Raw genomic sequence first — 17,510 nt, forward strand, 5'->3', positions numbered from 1 at the left:
GTCGCGCGGCTTACTTGCTGTCGGTGGCCTCGGCGTCAGCTGCCTCGGCGTCGGTTGCCTCGGCGTCGGCGACCTCGGTCGCGGTCTCGCCCGACTCGGCGGCGACGGTCTCGTCGTGAGCCTCGGCGCCGGCGGCGTCGGCGGGCGACTCCGTTGCGGCTTCGGTGGTCTCGGCGTTCGTCTCGGCGGGCGTCTCGAGCAGCTCGCGCTCCCACTCGGCGAGGGGCTCGGCGGCCTCGTCCTCACCGGCGGGCTGGTGACGCTGGATGAGGCCCTCGGCGGCGGCGTCGGCGATGATGCGCGTGAGCAGGCTCACGGAGCGGATCGCGTCGTCGTTGCCGGGGATCGGGTACTGGAACTCGTCGGGGTCGGCGTTCGTGTCGAGGATGCCGATCACGGGGATGCCGAGCTTCTTGGCCTCGTCGATCGCGAGGTGCTCGCGCTTGGCGTCAACGACCCAGATGGCCGACGGGGTCTTCTGCAGGTTGCGGATACCACCGAGCGACTTGTGCAGCTTGTCGAGCTCGCGCTTCTTGAGCAGCAGCTCCTTCTTGGTGAAGCCGCTCTCGGCCGGGTTCTCGTAGTCGAGCTCTTCGAGCTCCTTCATACGGGCGAGACGCTTCGACACCGTCTGGAAGTTGGTGAGGAGGCCACCGAGCCAGCGCTGGTTGACGTAGGGCTGGCCCACGCGGGTCGCCTGCTCGGCGAGGACTTCCTGCGCCTGCTTCTTGGTACCGACGAAGAGGATGGTGCCGCCGTGCGCGACGGTCTCCTTGACGAACTCGTACGCCTTGTCGATGTACCCGAGCGACTGCTGCAGGTCGATGATGTGGATGCCGGAGCGCTCCGTGAGGATGAAGCGCTTCACCTTCGGGTTCCACCGGCGGGTCTGGTGTCCGAAGTGAACGCCGCTGTCGAGCAGCTGGCGGATGGTGACGACGGCCATGGTCGTACTCCTGTTTCTGGGCGCTTTCGCGCCGTGGTTGTGGTTGTTCGCGTCAAGCGGTTCGCCCGACGAGCCTGGTGCCCGACGCACACCCGCCACCCGCCGGAGCGGAGGACCATGGGGTGTGGATGCCGCGCGGTGCGTCATTCGCGAGAACGACACGATGCGCAATGGGCACGCGGAGTCATCCCGACATGCGGGATGCGTCCCCCAGCATACAGGACCGTTCCTCCCCACCACGTGCCGGTCCCCACCCGTGTCGGGGGCGCCGAACCGCGGGACGCGCACACGACAGACTGCCCCGATGATCTCGGCATCCTTGCGTTCGTTCGCGGTGCTCGCCGCGTTCCTTCTCGCGATTCCGGACCCGCTCGCCGACCTCGGATGGGTGTGGCCCGTCGCGCACGTCCAGGTCGTGCGCCCGTACGAGGCTCCGGCCCACGCGTACGGACCGGGCCACCGGGGACTCGATCTCGCGTCGGGAGAGGTCGTCCGCTCCCCCGCAGACGGACATGTGGCGTTCGCGGGAGAAGTGGCCGGTCGCCCGGTGGTGACCATCGATCACGGAGGCGGGTTGGTGACGACGCTCGAGCCCGTGGCATCCGATACCGCCGTCGGAGACGTCGTCGCACGGGCGGCACCGGTGGGACGCCTCGCTATGGGCGGACACACCGCGCCGGGAATGCTGCACTTGGGCGTGCGCCTGGACGGGGAGTACATCAACCCGTTGCGATTGCGCGGCGGCGTGCCCCGGGCAATCCTGCTGCCGTGCTGCTGAGGGTCAGCGGCCGGGTGCCGCCGCCGCATGGGATGGCGCACCGGCGACGATGTCGCGCGCAGGGGGCGTTCGTCAGCGGATCTCGTTACCGCTGCCCGCCACGACGGCCGATCCGACTCCGCCGCCGGAGCGGACGACATTGTCGTGTCCGCGGACGGTGACCGAGGGGATGCCGGATACCGCCTCGGTGGTCGTGCGGTCGCCCGTGATCTCGATGCGTCCGATCCCGGCCGCCGAGGTCACCACACCGTCATCTCCCTGGACGATGACCTCGTCGGCACCGGCGACCTGCACACGGATGCGGTCACCCGAGATGCGGAGTGTTCCGACGGTGGCCGCAGACGCGTCGACCGTGAGGGCGGAGCCGGCGACCGTCAGCTCGGCGCACGTGCCCGTGACACGGAACGATCGGTCCGCGCCCGACGCGATCTGACTCCCGCCGTCGCCGCAGTCGAGCGCGCCGGCGTCGGTCGCTGAGGATGCCGCGGGCGACGGCGCGAGGGGGGTCGCCGTCGACGACGGGGTCGCGGTCTGAGCGACCTGTCCGTCGGGGCTCGGCGGCAGACGGGATCCGACCGGTCGCGGAGCGCCGACGAAGATGCATCCCGCCAGGAGGGCGGTGAGGGCGGCCACGCCCGAGAGTGCGAGCAGACGCCGGTTCATGACCTCACGGTAGGCCCGGGCGAAGGCACTCGCCAGGGGGATCTCTCCCCCGACGCCCGCGCAGGATGGGGTCCCTCGCGCGGGGGCGATTCGGTGCGGGGAGATCGCGGGGCTCGGCAGCGCGGCAGCGCGGGGCGCCGTCAGCCGCGGGGCGCGCCAGGCACGCGGGAGGTGACGGGCGGGGTTCACGTGAGGCGGAAGGCGTCTGAGGCGCGCGCGTGCGGAAGGTGGGCGGCGGTGCGTCAGGCGCGCGGGTGCGCCAGCCGGTAGGCCTCGCGCAGACGTTCCGCCGAAACGTGGGTGTAGATCTGGGTGGTGCCCAGGCTCGCGTGGCCGAGGATCTCCTGGACCGCACGCAGGTCGGCTCCCCCGTCGAGTAGGTGCGTCGCCGCCGAATGCCGGAGGGCGTGGGGTCCGAGCACGTCGGTGCCGACGCGCGGAGCGACCGTCCGGGATACGAGCGTGTGCACCGCGCGCGGGCCCAGCCGCGCTCCCTTCGCCCCCAGGAACAGCGCGCGCTCGTCACCGGGTGCCGTGATCCGTCGGGGCGCCGGAGTCTTCTCGCCCCTGCGGCCCTCGTGCACGGCCGCTTGTCGCCTCGCCACGAGTACGGGTCGGGCGCGCACGAGGTAGGCCTGCAGGGCACGCGCCGCCGGGAGGCCGAACGGCACCACTCGTTCTTTGTCGCCCTTGCCTCGCAGCCTCAGCGTCCGCCGTTCATGGTCGACGTCATCGAGGTCGAGCCCGCAGATCTCGGACACCCGCGCACCCGAACCGTAGAGCGTCTCGAGGATCGCGTGATCGCGAAGGGCGATCGCATCGCCGTTGTGGGCCGCCGCAGCGGTGTCGGAGAGCACGTCGTCGAGCGCGTCGGCGGTCGCCACCGTCGGCAGTGTGCGCCCCCGCTTGGGGGAGACCATCCGCTGCGACGGATCGGCCTCCACCAGCCCCTGTTCTGCGGCCCACCCGAACATCCCCCGCACGGTCGAGGTCCGCCGGGCGGCGGTCGCCTTCGCCTGCCCGGCCTTCGTCGCCTGCCACTGCCACTCTCGAAGATCGTCGACCTCGATACGGGCGATGTCGCGATCGCCCACCGCACGGACGAGATCGGCGAGATCCCCCCGGTAGGCGCGGACCGTCGCGGGCGACAGGCGCCGCACGTCGGCGACGTGGGCGAGATAGCCCTCGACGACCTCCGATGTGCGCATCCCCCCAGACTGCCCCGACACGTCTCGAATGCATCCTTCACGCGCCGACGCACAGCGACACCAGCCGATCGAGGCGTCGCCGGCGGTGCAGCGCCCCCCTACCCCGGCCGTCCGGCCGCCTTGTCACGCGCGACCGTCCGCCACGCGCCGTCGTCGTCGCGCTGCACCCGGCCCTCCAACTCGGCGAAGCCCAGCAAGATGGCGGCTTCTTCGGGCGCGAGCCCGCTGCGGCGCGCGACTTCGTCGGCCGAGCGTCCCGTGCGCGCAGACAGCGCATCGAGCAGACGAGTCGTGGCGTCGGTTCGCGCGTGCTCAGATGCCGGTGGGGGCGGCCCGCCGACGCCGAGCATCTCGAGCACATCCGCCGCGGAGGTCACGCACACGCCGTCGTATTCGCGCAGCACGCGATGGCATCCGGCTGAGGCGGCACTGGTCACCGGCCCCGGGACGGCGCCGAGCGGTCGTCCGAGAGTCGCGGCGTGGGCGGCCGTGTTCAGCGAGCCACTGCGCCACCCCGCCTCGACCACGACGACCGCGTCGGACATGGCGGCGATCAGGCGGTTTCTGCTGAGGAAGCGCCACTTCGTCGGCGCGGCACCGCACGGCGTCTCGCTCCACACGGCCCCGGTGGCGGCGATCTGAGAGAGCAGGGCCTCGTGACCGCGAGGGTAGGGACGATCGACACCTCCGGCGAGGAAGGCGACAGTCCCCCCGCCCGCGGACAGGGCGGCTCGGTGACATGCACCATCGATGCCGTAGGCGGCACCGGAGATGACCACGACCCCCGCCGCCGCGAGGTCTGCCGCCAGGTCGGCCGCCACCCCCTCGCCGTAGGCCGTCGACGCGCGAGCGCCCACCAGGGCGACGGCGGGGCGTTCGGCATCCATCGCCGCACCCCGGCGCCAGAGCGCGAGCGGCGCGTGCGCGCCGAGATCATCGAGACGCGTCGGCCACGCCGCATCACCGGGCACGACGAGAGATGCCCCGCATCGCCTGGCTGCGTCGAGCGCCGCATCGACGGCGCCCGGCTGTCCGCGCGGCGCCCATCGGGCTCGAGCTCGACGCACCTCAGGATCCCCGGAGTCGTCGATCTGGCGCAGCGCCTCGATCGCACCGTGCTCGGCCACGAGCCGCCCGGCGACACCGTCGCCCGGCTCGACGAGCACACTCCACACGGCCCGCGCGTAGGCGTCTTCGGCCGAGGTCTGCCCCTCACCGCGCAGCCCCCGCACCGCCGCCCTCGCCGTGGCCGCGTCCATCGGGATCATGCGCCCGCCCCCTGCCGCAGGTACAGTGCTCGTCCGACGTCGTCGAGCCGTAACCGGTCGTGGCCGGCGAGGTCGGCGACGGTCCATGCGACCCGCAGCAGACGGTCGTAGCCGCGGAGCGTCAGCGCCCCGCGACGCAGGGCCACGTCGAGGGGTCGGAGCACCTCCGGCGGCGGGGCTGCCGGTCCCCTCAGCCAGGTACCGGGCACATCGGCATTGCGACGCCAGGCCGTCGACGACCACCGGCGAGCGGCACGTGCCCTCGCCTCGGCCACTCGGCCCCGCGCGTCGGCGGAACTGACGACGCGCGCATCGCCCTCCTGGCGGGCGGACGACACGCGTTGCAACCGCAGGTCGATGTCGATGCGATCGAGGAGCGGACCCGACAGACGCCGCGTGTACCGGCGGATCGCCTGCGGCGGGCACTCGCACGCTCCCCCGGGAACTCCGTACTGACCGCACGGACAGGGATTGGTCGCGATGACCAGCTGGAATCGTGCGGGATACGTGGCCGCGACACCCGAGCGATGTACCTCGATCGTGCCGTTCTCGAGAGGCTGCCGCAGGGCATCGAGCACGGAGGCGGGGAACTCGCCGCCCTCGTCGAGGAACAGCACGCCGTCGCTGGCGCGGGCGATCGCACCCGGGCGGACGACACCGGATCCCCCGCCGATGAGAGCTGCGGCCGTCGCGCCGTGATGCGGGCTCTCGAAGGGAGGGGTGCGTGAGAGCCGTGTCACCGTGTCACCCGCGAGCGAACGAACCGAGGCGACCGACAGGGCTGCCTCGTCATCGAGGGGCGGGAGGATTCCCGGGAGCCGCCGCGCGAGCATCGTCTTGCCCGCGCCCGGCGGCCCACTCATGAGGATGTGGTGGCCGCCCGCGGCCGCGACGACCAGGGCATCGACCGCCTCGGGCTGTCCCACGACGTCAGCGAGGTCGAGCGGGTTCTCGTCGGTACCCGCGCTGGCCGGCGCCTCCACCGCGACGAGCTCGGCCGCATCGCTGCTCCCGCCGTGCCACCGCACGACCTCGGCCAGGCAGGAGGCCGCGAGAACCTCCATGCCCTCGACGAGCCGGGCCTCGGCGGCGTTGGCGGGCGGGACGACGACCCGGCTGTGCCCGGATCGCTGCGCCGCGATGACCGAGGGCAGGACGCCGGGCACCGGGCGCAGCCGTCCGTCGAGACCCAGCTCACCGATGTGCACGGTGGTCGCGACGCGCGCGGCATCCATCGCCACCGACGTCGACAGGGCGGCCACCGCGATCGCCACGTCGAAGCCCGACCCGCGTTTTGGGAGGCTGGCCGGTGAGAGGTTCACCGTGATCCGTCGCTTGGGCAGATCGAGACCGCGATTGGTGCAGGCGTTGCGCACGCGCCGCCCCGCTTCGCCGAGCGCCTTGTCGGGCAGGCCGATGATCGAGAACTCCGGCGTCTGCGACGAGACATCGGCCTCCACCTCGACCAGATCGCCGCGGAGGCCCGACAGGGCCACCGCCCAGGTGCGCGCGACGGTCACAGGGCGTCCTCGAGGTGCTCGAGGCGGGCCGTGGCCGGATCGCCACCGGTCAGCCCGATCGCGTCGACGCGGAGCCGCCGCCCCCGCGCGAGATCGGGGTTCGCCGCGATCCACGCCATCGCCAGTCGCCAGAGCCGCGTCGCCTTGCGCTTGTCGATCGCCTCGAACGGATGCCCGAAGTCTTCGCTGCGCCGGGTCTTCACCTCCACGACGACGAGCGTGCCGTCGCGCTCGGCGACGATGTCGATCTCGCCCTGGGTGCACCGCCAATTGCGCGCGATGATGCGGTAGCCGTCGCCTACGAGGTAGGAGACGGCGCGGTCTTCCCCGGCCCGGCCGAGGTCGTCTTTCGCTGCCATGCCCGAGAGCGTGGCATCCGGATCATCCGGTACGTGGGCCGATCCGGCTCATCGATGGAGAGATGAGCGAGACTCGCCCTGGGGAGGAACCTCAGTTGTCGAGCGACAGCTCGTCGGGCAGCTGGAAGTCGTGCCGCGAAAGCTCCTCGACGTTCACGTCTTTGAACGTGAGCACTCGCACCGACTTCACGAAACGGTCGGCGCGGTAGATGTCCCAGACCCACACATCGGTCATCGAGATCTCGAAGTAGAAGTCGTGCTCGGTGTCGCGGCGCACGACGTTGACGTCGTTCGCGAGATAGAACCGACGCTCGGTCTCGATCACGTAGGTGAACTGGCGCACGACATCGCGGTACTCGCGGTACAGGGCCAGCTCGAGTTCGCGGTCGTAATCCTCGAAGACGTCGTCATCCATGGTCTTTCCATCCTAGGCGCGCGCCGTGGTCCGAGCGGCATGACGATGCCCGCCCGGGCGCGTCCTGCGGACACCCGCTCAACTCGAGCACCCGTCGGGAAGGCCTCCGATCGTCGAGACACCCGTGCAGCCGGAGCCTCCGCCCGCCGGCCGGCCGTCGCCTCGTCAGAACAGCGTCGGCGCCGCCGCGATCGCCCACGAGTGGCGGTGGTGCACGCTCATGCCGTGCGTCGTGATCGCGTCGCGGTGGTCGAGGCTGGCGTAGCCCTTGTTGCGCGCCCAGCCGTAGGCCGGCAGGTCGTCGTGCAACCCCGTCATCAGCGCGTCGCGGGCGACCTTCGCGATGACGGATGCCGCGGCCGCGCTCGCGCAGTCGCGGTCGGCCTTGATGACCGGCTTCACGGTCAGACCGGACTCCCCCGCCGGGGTGATGTAGTCGTGGTTCCCGTCGAGGATGACTAACGCCTCTTCGGGCACCACCCCGTGCGCGCGGAGGTCGGCGATGGCTCGGACGGCGGCGAGGCCGAGTGCCCGGATGATGCCGATCTCGTCGATCTCGACCGAGCTCGCCCATCCCACCGCGCTGTGCTGCACGAAGGCGGCGGCCCGCGCCGCCACCTCGGGCCGGCGGGCCTCGGGAACGAGCTTCGAATCGCGCAGGCCCACGGGCACGCGCTTGCGCGAGCGGGCGGGATCGATGACTGCGGCCCCCACCGCCACCGGCCCCGCGAGGGCGCCGCGACCGACCTCGTCGCAGGCGATGACGATCGCGTGCTGCTTCAGCACGCGACGCTCGAAGGTGAGGGTCGGTTCGATCACTGCTCGAGCGGTGCGGGAACGCCCGCGAACACCTCGTGGTGGAAGTCGATCAGGCCGAACCGCGTGAACGGCCAGGTGATGAGGAACGCCCGGCCCACGACGTTGTCGACGGGCACGAAGCCCTTGTTCGGCTGATCCTGGTTGAAGCGCGAGTCGCGCGAACTGTTGCGGTTGTCACCGAGCACCCAGAGCGATCCCTCCGGCACGGTGACGTCGTACGGCACCGGCTCGGGCGACGTCGCACCCGGCGCCAGGCGCACGTAGCTCTCGTCGATGGGGACGCCGTTCACGGTCGTCTGGCCGAGGGCGTTGCAGCACACCACGTGGTCGCCCTCGGTGCCGATCACGCGTTTGATCAGGTGGTCGTCGCTGTCGGGGGCCGAGAGGCCGAACAGCGAGAGAACCCAGTCGGCTCCCTCGACGACCGGAGACCGCTCCTCGGTGGGCTGGGAGGGAAGCCATCCGCCCGGGTCGCGGAAGACGACGATGTCTCCGCGGGAGTACTCCCCGAACCGCGGAGTCAACTCGTCGACGAGGATGCGGTCCTTGACCAGCAACGTGTTCTCCATCGACGCCGACGGGATGTAGAACGACCGCACCACGAACGTCTTCACGAGGAACGACACCAGCAGCGCGATGGCGATGATGACGATCAGGTCGCGGAAGAAGGCCCCCCACCCGCGGCGACGCCGCTCGGGAGCGGCAGTTCCCGTCGCATCCGGGGTCGAGGCGGTCTGGTCGCTCATGTGTTCCTTCACCGGGTTCGTCGCACGCCGACCGAACCGCACAGACCAGGGTCGCACACCCGGATGCCGCACGATGACCGTGTCGCCCGCGAAAACGCCGAACGCCCCGTGGGTGAATCCCACGGGGCGTTCGAGAGAGCGGACTCAGCGGTCGCGCTTCTCCTTGATCTTGGCCTTCTTGCCGCGGAGGCTGCGGAGGTAATAGAGCTTCGCGCGACGCACGTCACCACGGGTGACGACCTCGATGTGATCGATCACGGGGCTGTGAACCGGGAAGGTGCGCTCCACGCCGACCTGGAAGCTGACCTTGCGGACGCAGAAGGTCTCGCGCACGCCGTCGCCCGAGCGGCCGATGACGACGCCCTGGAAGACCTGAATACGCGAGCGGCTGCCTTCGACGATGTTCACGTGCACCTTGACGGTGTCGCCGGGGCCGAAGGTGGGGATGTCGGAGCGGAGCGAGGCCGCGTCGACGGAGTCGAGGATCTGCATGATCGTCACTTCCTGCGACCGCCACAGGTCGATCGCACGATAAAAGGGAAAAGGATGAGGCGTGCCCGAGGCCGCGGATGCGACGTGACTCCCCTGAGGCAGAGCCGGTCAGGGCACAATCGTCTATTCTGCCACGCCGGAGCCGCCCCGCCAAAACGGTCGCCCCGTCCCGCGGGTCAGTCGGGGCGACGGTTCTCGGGGACGACGATGACCTCACCGGCCACGGGGTGCTGCGTGCGGTCCGGCGCCGGCGGGATGTACGCCGTCCCGTCGGTCGTGTGCAGCACCGTCACCACGCCGCGCGCTTCGTTCCACAGCTGCGCGAGCGACGACCAGAACAGCAGCAGGGCACCGACGATCGACAGCACGAGCAACGGGAAGAACACCCGCGAATCGAACAGGCCGAGCGCGATGATCACGAGGTGCCAGACGCCGAGACCGGCGAGGTCGCGCCACGACACCGCACGCGTCTCGCGGACGCTCGCGCGGGCGCGGATCACCATCGACAGCAGCAGCTGCGAGACGAACACCGCCGGCACGGCCACGAACAACCACAGCAGCGCCCACCCGCTGCCGCCGGAGAACACGATCCACCCGACGAAGAGCCAGAGCGGCAGGACGAAGGCGGCCGGGAACAACCAGCGGAGGAACAGTCGGCGCAGCACCATGAGCCGATGCTAGAGCGCGTCGATGTGCGGGGCCTTTGAGAATGCCATGGTGCGCCGGCACCACGGCATCCGGCATCCATCGGGGAGAATGGAGGTTCCACGAGAGGATCCACACATGATCGAACTGCGTACGCCGGCCGAGATCGAAGCGATGCGACCCGCGGGGCGCTTCGTCGCGGAGGTGCTGGCGACGCTCCGCGACGAGACGAAGGTGGGCACCAACCTGCTGCACCTCGACCGGCGCGCGCACGACATGATCCGCAAGGCCGGCGCCGAGTCGAGCTACATCGACTACCACCCGTCGTTCGGAGCGAGCCCGTTCGGCAAGGTGCTGTGCACCTCGATCAACGACGCGGTCCTGCACGGCCTCCCCCACGACTACGTGCTGCGCGACGGCGACCTCGTCTCGCTCGACTTCGCCGCCTCCGTCGACGGGTGGGTCGCCGACTCCGCCGTCTCGTTCGTGGTCGGCACCGCACGCGACGAAGACCTCGCGCTCATCGACACCACCCAGCGCGCGCTCGCTGCGGCGATCGACTCCGCGACCGTCGGGCACAAGATCGGCGACATCTCCGCCGCCATCGCCGCCGTCGCCCACGCCGAGGGCCTGTCGATCAACACCGACTTCGGAGGACACGGCGTCGGCCGCACCATGCACGGCGACCCGCACGTCGCCAATGACGGCAAGGCGGGGCGCGGCTACCCGCTGCGGGCGGGCCTGGTCGTCGCCCTCGAACCGTGGTTCCTGCACACGACCGACGAGCTCATCACCGACCCCGATGGCTGGACGCTGCGCAGCGCCGACGGATCGCGTGGCTCGCACTCCGAGCACACCGTCGCGATCACACCCGAGGGGCCTATCGTGCTCACCGACCGCTCGTTCCTGGGCGTCGACTGAGCTCGATAGACCGGATGCCGCGGCCCCGGGTCTCGGCATCCATCCGCCGGGAGTGGGCGTGGGCGATCGCTGCACATTCCCTCCCGCGCGCAGCACGCGGCCGCCGAGCGTTCGGGATGCCGCAGCCCCGGCGTGACCGTGGACGCACCCCGGCGTGACGTCAGCCGGTGCGCCGCGCGATCAGTCGGGCAGCAGGTCGGGCCGGCGTTCGCGCGTGCGCACCAGCTGCTGCTCGCGTCGCCACGCGGCCACCGCACCGTGGTTTCCGCTCAAGAGCACGGGCGGAACCTCCCGCTCGCGCCACAGGGCGGGCTTGGTGAAAGAGGGGTACTCGAGGAGGCCGTCCTCGTGCGACTCTTCGACCAGGCTCTCGGGATTTCCGACGACGCCGGGGATGAGGCGGCCGATCGCCTCGACCATCGCCATGACGGCGACTTCTCCCCCGTTGAGCACGTAGTCGCCCAGGCTGAGCAGGCGCACGTCGCCGAGCTCGGCGGCGTAGTCGAACACGCGCTCGTCGATGCCCTCGTAACGCCCGCAGCCGAAGACGAGGTGCGGCGCAGTCGACAACTCGCGGGCGGTGGCCTGCGTGAAGCGCTCCCCGGCGGGCGAAGGGAAGACGATGACCGGGCGCGCGACCGCGCCGCCCGTCACGGCGTCGAGGGCCTCACCCCAAGGTTCGGGCTTCATCACCATGCCGGCACCGCCGCCATAGGGTGTGTCGTCGACGGTGCGGTGGCGGTCGTGCGTGAACGCGCGGAGGTCGTGCACGTGCACGTCGAGCAGACCGCTCTGCCGAGCCTTGCCCAGGAGCGACACCTCGAGGGCGTCGAAGATCGTGGGGAAGATCGACACGACGTCGATGCGCACGTCAGTCCTCGCGGGTGTCGGAGTCCGCGTCGGCCGCGGCGGGCTCGGACGCGGCCGCATCGGCGTCGGCCGGCTCGGGCTCGTCGTCGGCCTCCGACGGCAGCTCTTCGAAGAGTCCCGCCGGCGGGGTCACGACGACACGGCCACCAGCGATGTCGACCTCGGGCACGATGGCGCTCACGAAAGGCACGAGCACCTCGCGGTCTTCACCGGAGGGCCGGACGATCAGAAGATCTTGCGCGGGGAAGTGATCGACCCGCGCGACCCGACCGATGACGGCACCGTCCCGGACGACATCGAGACCGACCAGCTGGTGGTCGTACCAAGCGTCTTCCTCGGTCGGAGCGGCCTCGGTGTCCTGGTCGATCCAGAGGATCGCCTTCACGAGGGCCTCGGCCGAGGTGCGGTCGTCGACGCCTTCGAAGAAGACGACGGGGTGGGAGTTCATCCAGCGGAACTCGCGGACCGTCAGCTCGCGGCCGTGCCACGGCGAGGACTCGGGAACCTGCAGGGTGAACGAACTGCCCGCGACGAAGCGTCCGTCGGGGTCGTCGGTGTACAGCTCGAGCTTGAACGCGCCCTTGAGGCCGTGAGCCTTGACGAGTCGTCCGACTCGGAGCTGGGTGTTGGCGGGCTGCGCGCCCGCGACGTCGCCGGTCGCCATCAGTCGTCGGCGACGTCGACGCGCACGCGACGGCCGTCGGCCAGAGCGGTGATGAGCGTGCGCAGCGCCTTGGCGGTGCGTCCGCCGCGCCCGATCACGCGACCCCGGTCATCGGGGTGCACGCGAACCTCCAGCACGTCTCCGCGGGGAGAGGTGCTGGAACGGATGGTCACGTCGTCCGGGTGATCGACGATCCCCTTGACGACGTGTTCGAGCGCGGCAGACAGCACGAGGATTACTCGGCCGAGGTCTCGGCGGCGTCCTCAGCGGGCGCCTCGGCGGGGGCCTGGTCGGCCTTCTTCTCGGCCTTGGGCTTCACGACCGACTTCTTCGAGGCGTCGACCTCGAACGCGGCCTTGGGCTCGCGCACCTTGACGGTGGAGACGGCGTTCGCGTCGCCCTTGAACTTGCCCCAGTCGCCCGTGAGCTTGAGGATGGCGGCGACCTGCTCGGTGGGCTGCGCGCCCACGGACAGCCAGTACTGCGCCCGCTCCGAGTCGACCTCGATGAACGAGGGCTCCTCGGTCGGGTGGTACTTGCCGATCTCCTCGATGACACGACCATCGCGCTTGGTGCGCGAGTCGGCGACGACGATGCGGTAGTAGGGCGCGCGGATCTTTCCGAGGCGCTTGAGACGGATCTTGACAGCCACGATGACTCCTGATGATGAAATGAACGAACCGGACGCCTGGAGCGTGGGGTGCACACCCGGCGGAAGCTCAAAAGGGGGGACCGCCACTGGATAGAGGGTCGAGTGGTGGGTCCGACCCTCTATTCTGCCAGATCCTTTCGCCATGCCGTGACAGGTGAAGGGAAACGACACGATGCGTCGCGCAGAGTAGCGGAGCGTCTCGCTGTGAGAGCACCGTGTCAGACTGGGCCGCATGAGGCTGCCGTTCGCTGCATCGACGCGTTCGTCCGTGGGTCTGGAGTGGGAGCTCATGCTCGCCGATCGCGAGACGGGCGATCTCGTCCCCCGTGCTCCCGAGATCCTCGAGCATCTCGAGGACAAGACCGCGCTCGAGCGATTCACCGTCACCGGCGAACTGCTGACGAACACGGTCGAGGTCACCAGCGGCGTCGGGCACACCGTCGCCGAGGCGGTCGACGACATCGCGGATGCCATCGGCGCCCTGCGCGAGCAGACCGAGCCGCGCGGAGTCGAGATCCTGTGCGCCGGCAGCCACCCGTTCGCGCAGTGGTTCGACCAGCAGGTCACCGACAAGACGCGCTATCACACGCTCATCGAGCGCACCCAGTGGTGGGGGCGCAACATGATGATCTGGGGTATCCACGTGCACATCGGCGTCGACGACGTCGAGAAGGTGATGCCGATCGTCAACGCCCTCAACGTGTACCTCCCCCACTTGCAGGCGCTGTCGGCCTCGAGTCCCTTCTGGGCCGGCGAACGAACCGGCTACGCCTCGAACCGCGCGCTCGTGTTCCAGCAGCTCCCCACCGCGGGCCTGCCCTGGCAGCTCGCCAGCTGGGACGAGTTCGAGAACTACCTCGACGACATGGTGCGCACGGGGGTGATGGCGGATGCCAGCGAGGTGCGCTGGGACATCCGTCCGGCGCCGAAGTGGGGCACGATCGAGATCCGCGCGTGCGACGGCATGTCGACCCTGCCCGAACTCGCGGCCGTCGCCGCTCTCGCGCAGACGCTCGTCGAGCACTTCTCGCGCCTCCTCGACGAGGGGCGCGAGCTGCCCGGTATCCCCCCGTGGTACGCCCGCGAGAACAAGTGGCGCGCCGCCCGCTACGGCCTCGACGCGCGAGTGATCGTCGACCGCGCGGGAACCCAGCGCCCGGTCGTGGAGCACCTGCGCGAGACGATGGAGGAACTCGCCGACATCGCGATCGAGCTGAAGTGCGCGAGGGAGTTCGCGAGCCTCGAGACCATCCTCGCCACCGGCGGCAGCTCGGCGCGTCAGATCGCGGTGGCCGACGCCGCCGACGGCGATCTGCGCGAGGTCGTCCAGCACCTCATCCGCGAGTTCCGCGGCGGGCCGACTCTGCGCGAGCATCTGGCCGCCCTGCGCGTCTGAGTCGTCTTCGACGCTGGCTCATAGGCGGCCGCTCGTAGGATCGCGGCATGATCTCCGGACGCCGCGCTCGGGCTGTCTCGCTGACGGCCCTCTCTGCTACGGTCCTGGTCCTGCTCGCGGGGTGCGCGGCCGAGCCCGTCACCGCCCCCACCGCGAGCCCGCCGTTCGTGCCGGCGCAGCTCGCGGCGACTCCTTCCCCCGCACCGCCGTCCCCTTCCCCCGCACCGTCGTCGAGCGCCGAGCCCTCTGAGCGAGTCGTCACCCTCGGCGACTCGGTGATGTCGGGCTTCGGGCTCTCGGCGCGGGAAGCATGGCCGCGGCTGCTCGCCCAGCGGACCCACGTCTCCCTCGTCAACCTCGCCTGCCCCGGTATGGGCTTCGTGGTGGCGGGCGATTGCGGAACGCCGTACGCCGGGCTCGTGCCCGCGGTGGCCGCCCTGCAGCCCGACCTGGTGATCGTGGAGTCCTCCAGCAACGATCTCTGGCAGGACGCCGATGAGATCCGCTTCGAGACCGCCGACACCGTCGAGCGCCTGCACGAGGCCGCGCCGGACGCGCTCATCGTCGGCCTCAGCACCATCTGGAACGACGACCCCGACGTGCCCGACGACATCGCGGTCACCTCTGACGCGCTGCGCGACGCCGTGCAAGCGGTCGGCGGCACCTACATCGACGTCGGCCAACCGCTCGTCGGGCACCCCGAATGGCTGCAGAGCGACGACGTGCACCCGACCGCCGGCGGGCAGCGGGCGGTCGAGCACGCGGTGGCGTCAGCCCTTCAGGAGACCGCCGTGCTGCCCTGAGATCGGCCGCCGCGGAGCGGGGTCAGCCCTTGCCGAGCATCTTCTGCAGCTCGGCGAGGTCGGCCTCGCTCGGCGCCGCCTGACCGCCCAGGCCGAAGCCGGAACCCGTCGCGGGTGCCGCCGCAGCGATACCGGCGTTCTCGGCCGCGCGCTTGGCCGGATTGCCGGAACGCGAGCCCTTCGCCTTCTGCTGCTTGCCGCGCTTCGACGATGCGCCGGGCTTGCCGCCGATCGGACCCATGCCGGGGATGTTGGGCACACCGCCGCGGGCGACGGTCTTCATCATCTTGGCGGCCTGGTCGAAGCGCTGCACGAGCTGGTTGACGTCGGTGACGGTCATTCCCGAGCCGCGCGCGATGCGCAGGCGGCGCGAGCCGTTCAGCATCTTGGGGTTGCGACGCTCGGCGAGGGTCATCGAGCGGATGATCGCCTCCGTGCGATCGATCTCGCGCTCGTCGAAGTCTTCGAGCTGCTGCTTCATGTTGCCCATGCCCGGGAGCATCCCGAGCATCTTCTTCATGGAGCCCATCTTCTTCATCTGCTGCATCTGCTGCAGGAAGTCCTCGAGCGTGAAGGTCTCGGTCGCGAGCTTCTCGGCGACCGCCATCGCCTCGGCCTCGTCGAACGCCGACTGCGCCTGCTCGATCAGGGTGAGGATGTCACCGAGGTCGAGGATGCGGGACGCCATGCGGTCGGGGTGGAACGGCTCGACGTCGTCGAGCCCTTCACCGGTCGACGCGAAGATGATCGGGCGGCCCGTGACCGAGGCGACCGACAGGGCCGCGCCACCGCGGGCGTCGCCGTCGAGCTTCGACAGCACGACGCCGGTGAAATCGACACCGTCTTGGAAAGCCTTGGCCGTGTTCACCGCGTCTTGACCGATCATCGCGTCGATGACGAACAGCACCTCGTCGGGCTGCGTCGCCTTGCGGATGTCGGAGGCCTGCTTCATCAGCTCGGCGTCGACGCCGAGGCGGCCGGCGGTGTCGATGATGACGATGTCGTGCTGCTGGCGCGTGGCGTGGGCCACGCCGTCGCGCGCGACCTTGACCGGGTCGCCGACACCGTTGCCGGGCTCGGGGGCGTAGATCGCCGCTCCCGCGCGCTCGGCGACCACCTGCAGCTGGTTCACGGCGTTGGGGCGCTGGAGGTCGCACGCGACCAGCAGGGGGGTGTGCCCGTCTTTCTCGAGCATCTTCGCGAGCTTGCCCGCGAACGTCGTCTTTCCAGAACCCTGGAGCCCCGCGAGCATGATGACCGTGGGCGGATTCTTGGCGAACTGCAGGCGTCGCTGCTGACCGCCCAGGATGCCGATCAACTCGTCGTTGACGATCTGCACGACCTGCTGCGCCGGGTTCAGGGCGCGGTTGACCTCGTCACCGAGGGCGCGCTCGCGGATGGCGGCGGTGAACTCCTTGACGACGGGCAGGGCGACGTCGGCGTCGAGGAGGGCCCGGCGGATCTCACGCACCGTCCCGTCGACGTCGGCGGGCGTGAGCTGGCCCTTCTTCCGGAGGTTGCGGAAGGTCTCTGTGAGCCGGTCGGAGAGGGTGCCGAAAGTCGCCATGATGTGACGAGTTTACGCGGGCGCCGCGAAAGGTGCTGCCGTCCCGCGCGCCCCACCCTCTCCGCGCACGACCTCAGCGATCCGCTCAACCTCAGCCCGATCCACGTGGATGCCACTGACACCGCGCACATCGCTGAGGGTGCGCACCCGCGGGTGCCGATGTGGCCGGGCTCAGGCGAGCGCGATCGTCGTGGCGAGCAGGTCGCGGAGCACACGCTCCGCGGCCGTGCGATCCGCCCATGCCCAGACCGCAGCCAGCACCGCCGCCGCGAGCGCGCCTGCGCGCACCTCCGCCGCGAGCTGCGGCATCCCGTCTCGCACGAACCGCGCCGCGAGCTCCCGCTGCAGCCGGAACTGGCGGACGGCCCGGTCGCGATCGAGCTCGCCGGCGATCCCCATCGCGTCGGCGTTGGTGATCGCCAGGGCGAGCGCATCGGGTGCGAGTCCGTCTCCGATTCCCGTCAGTGCCGCATCGACCGCCTCGCCCCCGCGGAGGCGTCGCGCCGCGGCATTCACCTGCTCGTCGAAACCCGACCACAGCACGTCGCTCTTCGCCGCGAAGTAGTTGAAGAAGCTCGAGCGGCTCACCCCCGCACGGCGCGTGATGTCGGAGACGCTCGTGGCGTCGTATCCCTGCTCGAGGAACAGCTCGCACGCCGCCTCGGAGAGCACCTCGCGCGAGGAGGAGCGCGGGCGTCCGCTGCGCGGTTCGGGGGTCACCGACTCAGACTAGACGGGACGCCTGCGTGTATTGTTGGACGCAATCCAACATCGGAGG

At 70.5% G+C, this 17,510-nt stretch carries 21 protein-coding genes; 4 read left to right on the forward strand and 17 right to left on the reverse strand.

Annotation, left to right across the window (positions count from 1 at the left end; genetic code table 11):
* Positions 1 to 10: 10 nt before the first annotated feature.
* Entirely contained in the window at positions 11 to 946 is a 936-nt protein-coding gene (gene rpsB / locus FHS07_RS10765) for a 30S ribosomal protein S2 (protein ID WP_183419898.1), read from the reverse strand.
* A 304-nt stretch (positions 947 to 1,250) separates the two neighbouring features.
* On the opposite strand from rpsB, the gene FHS07_RS10770 reads away from it, so the two are divergent.
* Positions 1,251 to 1,724 (forward strand): murein hydrolase activator EnvC family protein, encoded by a 474-nt coding sequence (locus FHS07_RS10770; RefSeq protein WP_183419899.1) that lies wholly within the window; start codon positions 1,251 to 1,253, stop codon positions 1,722 to 1,724.
* A 72-nt stretch (positions 1,725 to 1,796) separates the two neighbouring features.
* On the opposite strand, the gene FHS07_RS10775 is transcribed toward FHS07_RS10770, so the two are convergent.
* From FHS07_RS10775 to FHS07_RS10820, 10 genes are all read right to left on the reverse strand, one after another.
* Positions 1,797 to 2,387: a DUF3060 domain-containing protein gene (locus tag FHS07_RS10775; RefSeq protein WP_183419900.1), complete on the reverse strand. Its 591-nt coding sequence runs from the start codon at positions 2,385 to 2,387 to the stop codon at positions 1,797 to 1,799.
* A 242-nt stretch (positions 2,388 to 2,629) separates the two neighbouring features.
* Positions 2,630 to 3,595, reverse strand: a complete 966-nt coding sequence (locus FHS07_RS10780) for a tyrosine recombinase XerC (protein WP_183419901.1) — start codon at positions 3,593 to 3,595, stop codon at positions 2,630 to 2,632.
* A 98-nt stretch (positions 3,596 to 3,693) separates the two neighbouring features.
* On the reverse strand, positions 3,694 to 4,863 hold the full coding sequence (dprA, locus tag FHS07_RS10785) for a DNA-processing protein DprA (protein ID WP_183419902.1): 1,170 nt from the start codon (positions 4,861 to 4,863) through the stop codon (positions 3,694 to 3,696).
* Positions 4,860 to 6,383 (reverse strand): YifB family Mg chelatase-like AAA ATPase, encoded by a 1,524-nt coding sequence (locus FHS07_RS10790; RefSeq protein ID WP_183419903.1) that lies wholly within the window; start codon positions 6,381 to 6,383, stop codon positions 4,860 to 4,862. The genes dprA and FHS07_RS10790 overlap by 4 nt, the downstream gene beginning before the upstream one ends.
* Positions 6,380 to 6,742 (reverse strand): YraN family protein, encoded by a 363-nt coding sequence (locus FHS07_RS10795; protein WP_183419904.1) that lies wholly within the window; start codon positions 6,740 to 6,742, stop codon positions 6,380 to 6,382. The genes FHS07_RS10790 and FHS07_RS10795 overlap by 4 nt, the downstream gene beginning before the upstream one ends.
* Positions 6,743 to 6,833: 91 nt before the next feature.
* Positions 6,834 to 7,157, reverse strand: a complete 324-nt coding sequence (locus FHS07_RS10800; RefSeq protein ID WP_055836674.1) for a DUF2469 family protein — start codon at positions 7,155 to 7,157, stop codon at positions 6,834 to 6,836.
* A 165-nt stretch (positions 7,158 to 7,322) separates the two neighbouring features.
* Positions 7,323 to 7,976 (reverse strand): ribonuclease HII, encoded by a 654-nt coding sequence (locus FHS07_RS10805; protein ID WP_183419905.1) that lies wholly within the window; start codon positions 7,974 to 7,976, stop codon positions 7,323 to 7,325.
* Positions 7,973 to 8,722 (reverse strand): signal peptidase I, encoded by a 750-nt coding sequence (lepB, locus tag FHS07_RS10810; protein ID WP_183419906.1) that lies wholly within the window; start codon positions 8,720 to 8,722, stop codon positions 7,973 to 7,975. The genes FHS07_RS10805 and lepB overlap by 4 nt, the downstream gene beginning before the upstream one ends.
* 144 nt (positions 8,723 to 8,866) lie before the next feature.
* Complete coding sequence (rplS, locus tag FHS07_RS10815) at positions 8,867 to 9,214, reverse strand: 50S ribosomal protein L19 (protein ID WP_055955342.1); 348 nt, start codon at positions 9,212 to 9,214, stop codon at positions 8,867 to 8,869.
* Positions 9,215 to 9,390: 176 nt separating this feature from the next.
* A complete protein-coding gene (locus FHS07_RS10820) occupies positions 9,391 to 9,882 on the reverse strand; it encodes an MFS transporter permease (RefSeq protein WP_246383437.1) in 492 nt (163 codons plus the stop codon).
* A 115-nt stretch (positions 9,883 to 9,997) separates the two neighbouring features.
* Between FHS07_RS10820 and map the strand changes: the two genes are divergently transcribed.
* The gene (gene map, locus FHS07_RS10825) at positions 9,998 to 10,780 is read left to right on the forward strand and encodes a type I methionyl aminopeptidase (RefSeq protein ID WP_183419907.1); all 783 of its coding nucleotides are present in this window, start codon (positions 9,998 to 10,000) and stop codon (positions 10,778 to 10,780) included.
* A gap of 180 nt (positions 10,781 to 10,960) precedes the next feature.
* Here map and trmD read toward each other — a convergent pair whose 3' ends face one another.
* From trmD to rpsP, 4 genes are read right to left on the reverse strand one after another with little or no spacing between them, the layout of a single operon-like run.
* On the reverse strand, positions 10,961 to 11,650 hold the full coding sequence (trmD, locus tag FHS07_RS10830; protein ID WP_183419908.1) for a tRNA (guanosine(37)-N1)-methyltransferase TrmD: 690 nt from the start codon (positions 11,648 to 11,650) through the stop codon (positions 10,961 to 10,963).
* Between the two features lies 1 nt (position 11,651).
* Positions 11,652 to 12,314 carry a ribosome maturation factor RimM gene (gene rimM / locus FHS07_RS10835; RefSeq protein ID WP_183419909.1) on the reverse strand — a complete coding sequence of 221 codons (663 nt, stop codon included), beginning with the start codon at positions 12,312 to 12,314 and terminating at the stop codon, positions 11,652 to 11,654.
* On the reverse strand, positions 12,314 to 12,544 hold the full coding sequence (locus tag FHS07_RS10840) for an RNA-binding protein (RefSeq protein ID WP_055954116.1): 231 nt from the start codon (positions 12,542 to 12,544) through the stop codon (positions 12,314 to 12,316). The genes rimM and FHS07_RS10840 overlap by 1 nt, the downstream gene beginning before the upstream one ends.
* Before the next feature lie 5 nt (positions 12,545 to 12,549).
* On the reverse strand, positions 12,550 to 12,966 hold the full coding sequence (gene rpsP, locus FHS07_RS10845; RefSeq protein WP_183419910.1) for a 30S ribosomal protein S16: 417 nt from the start codon (positions 12,964 to 12,966) through the stop codon (positions 12,550 to 12,552).
* Positions 12,967 to 13,198: 232 nt separating this feature from the next.
* Between rpsP and FHS07_RS10850 the strand changes: the two genes are divergently transcribed.
* The gene (locus FHS07_RS10850; protein WP_183419911.1) at positions 13,199 to 14,362 is read left to right on the forward strand and encodes a glutamate--cysteine ligase; all 1,164 of its coding nucleotides are present in this window, start codon (positions 13,199 to 13,201) and stop codon (positions 14,360 to 14,362) included.
* 47 nt (positions 14,363 to 14,409) lie between these two features.
* On the forward strand, positions 14,410 to 15,165 hold the full coding sequence (locus tag FHS07_RS10855) for an SGNH/GDSL hydrolase family protein (RefSeq protein WP_183419912.1): 756 nt from the start codon (positions 14,410 to 14,412) through the stop codon (positions 15,163 to 15,165).
* Between the two features lie 22 nt (positions 15,166 to 15,187).
* On the opposite strand, the gene ffh is transcribed toward FHS07_RS10855, so the two are convergent.
* Positions 15,188 to 16,732 carry a signal recognition particle protein gene (gene ffh, locus FHS07_RS10860; protein ID WP_183419913.1) on the reverse strand — a complete coding sequence of 515 codons (1,545 nt, stop codon included), beginning with the start codon at positions 16,730 to 16,732 and terminating at the stop codon, positions 15,188 to 15,190.
* A 171-nt stretch (positions 16,733 to 16,903) separates the two neighbouring features.
* The gene (locus FHS07_RS10865) at positions 16,904 to 17,452 is read right to left on the reverse strand and encodes a TetR/AcrR family transcriptional regulator (RefSeq protein WP_183419914.1); all 549 of its coding nucleotides are present in this window, start codon (positions 17,450 to 17,452) and stop codon (positions 16,904 to 16,906) included.
* Positions 17,453 to 17,510: the final 58 nt, after the last annotated feature.

Origin of the sequence: Microbacterium proteolyticum, from assembly GCF_014192415.1 — a bacterium.
GTDB lineage: Bacteria > Actinomycetota > Actinomycetes > Actinomycetales > Microbacteriaceae > Microbacterium > Microbacterium proteolyticum.

Coding starts and splice junctions, on each gene's coding strand:
- rpsB (WP_183419898.1), bottom strand. CDS start 946: ATGGCCGTCGTCACCATCCGCCAGCTGCTCGACAGCGGCGTTCACTTC.
- FHS07_RS10770 (WP_183419899.1), top strand. CDS start 1,251: ATGATCTCGGCATCCTTGCGTTCGTTCGCGGTGCTCGCCGCGTTCCTT.
- FHS07_RS10775 (WP_183419900.1), bottom strand. CDS start 2,387: ATGAACCGGCGTCTGCTCGCACTCTCGGGCGTGGCCGCCCTCACCGCC.
- FHS07_RS10780 (WP_183419901.1), bottom strand. CDS start 3,595: ATGCGCACATCGGAGGTCGTCGAGGGCTATCTCGCCCACGTCGCCGAC.
- dprA (WP_183419902.1), bottom strand. CDS start 4,863: ATGATCCCGATGGACGCGGCCACGGCGAGGGCGGCGGTGCGGGGGCTG.
- FHS07_RS10795 (WP_183419904.1), bottom strand. CDS start 6,742: ATGGCAGCGAAAGACGACCTCGGCCGGGCCGGGGAAGACCGCGCCGTC.
- FHS07_RS10800 (WP_055836674.1), bottom strand. CDS start 7,157: ATGGATGACGACGTCTTCGAGGATTACGACCGCGAACTCGAGCTGGCC.
- lepB (WP_183419906.1), bottom strand. CDS start 8,722: ATGAGCGACCAGACCGCCTCGACCCCGGATGCGACGGGAACTGCCGCT.
- rplS (WP_055955342.1), bottom strand. CDS start 9,214: ATGCAGATCCTCGACTCCGTCGACGCGGCCTCGCTCCGCTCCGACATC.
- FHS07_RS10820 (WP_246383437.1), bottom strand. CDS start 9,882: ATGGTGCTGCGCCGACTGTTCCTCCGCTGGTTGTTCCCGGCCGCCTTC.
- map (WP_183419907.1), top strand. CDS start 9,998: ATGATCGAACTGCGTACGCCGGCCGAGATCGAAGCGATGCGACCCGCG.
- rimM (WP_183419909.1), bottom strand. CDS start 12,314: ATGGCGACCGGCGACGTCGCGGGCGCGCAGCCCGCCAACACCCAGCTC.
- FHS07_RS10850 (WP_183419911.1), top strand. CDS start 13,199: ATGAGGCTGCCGTTCGCTGCATCGACGCGTTCGTCCGTGGGTCTGGAG.
- FHS07_RS10855 (WP_183419912.1), top strand. CDS start 14,410: ATGATCTCCGGACGCCGCGCTCGGGCTGTCTCGCTGACGGCCCTCTCT.
- ffh (WP_183419913.1), bottom strand. CDS start 16,732: ATGGCGACTTTCGGCACCCTCTCCGACCGGCTCACAGAGACCTTCCGC.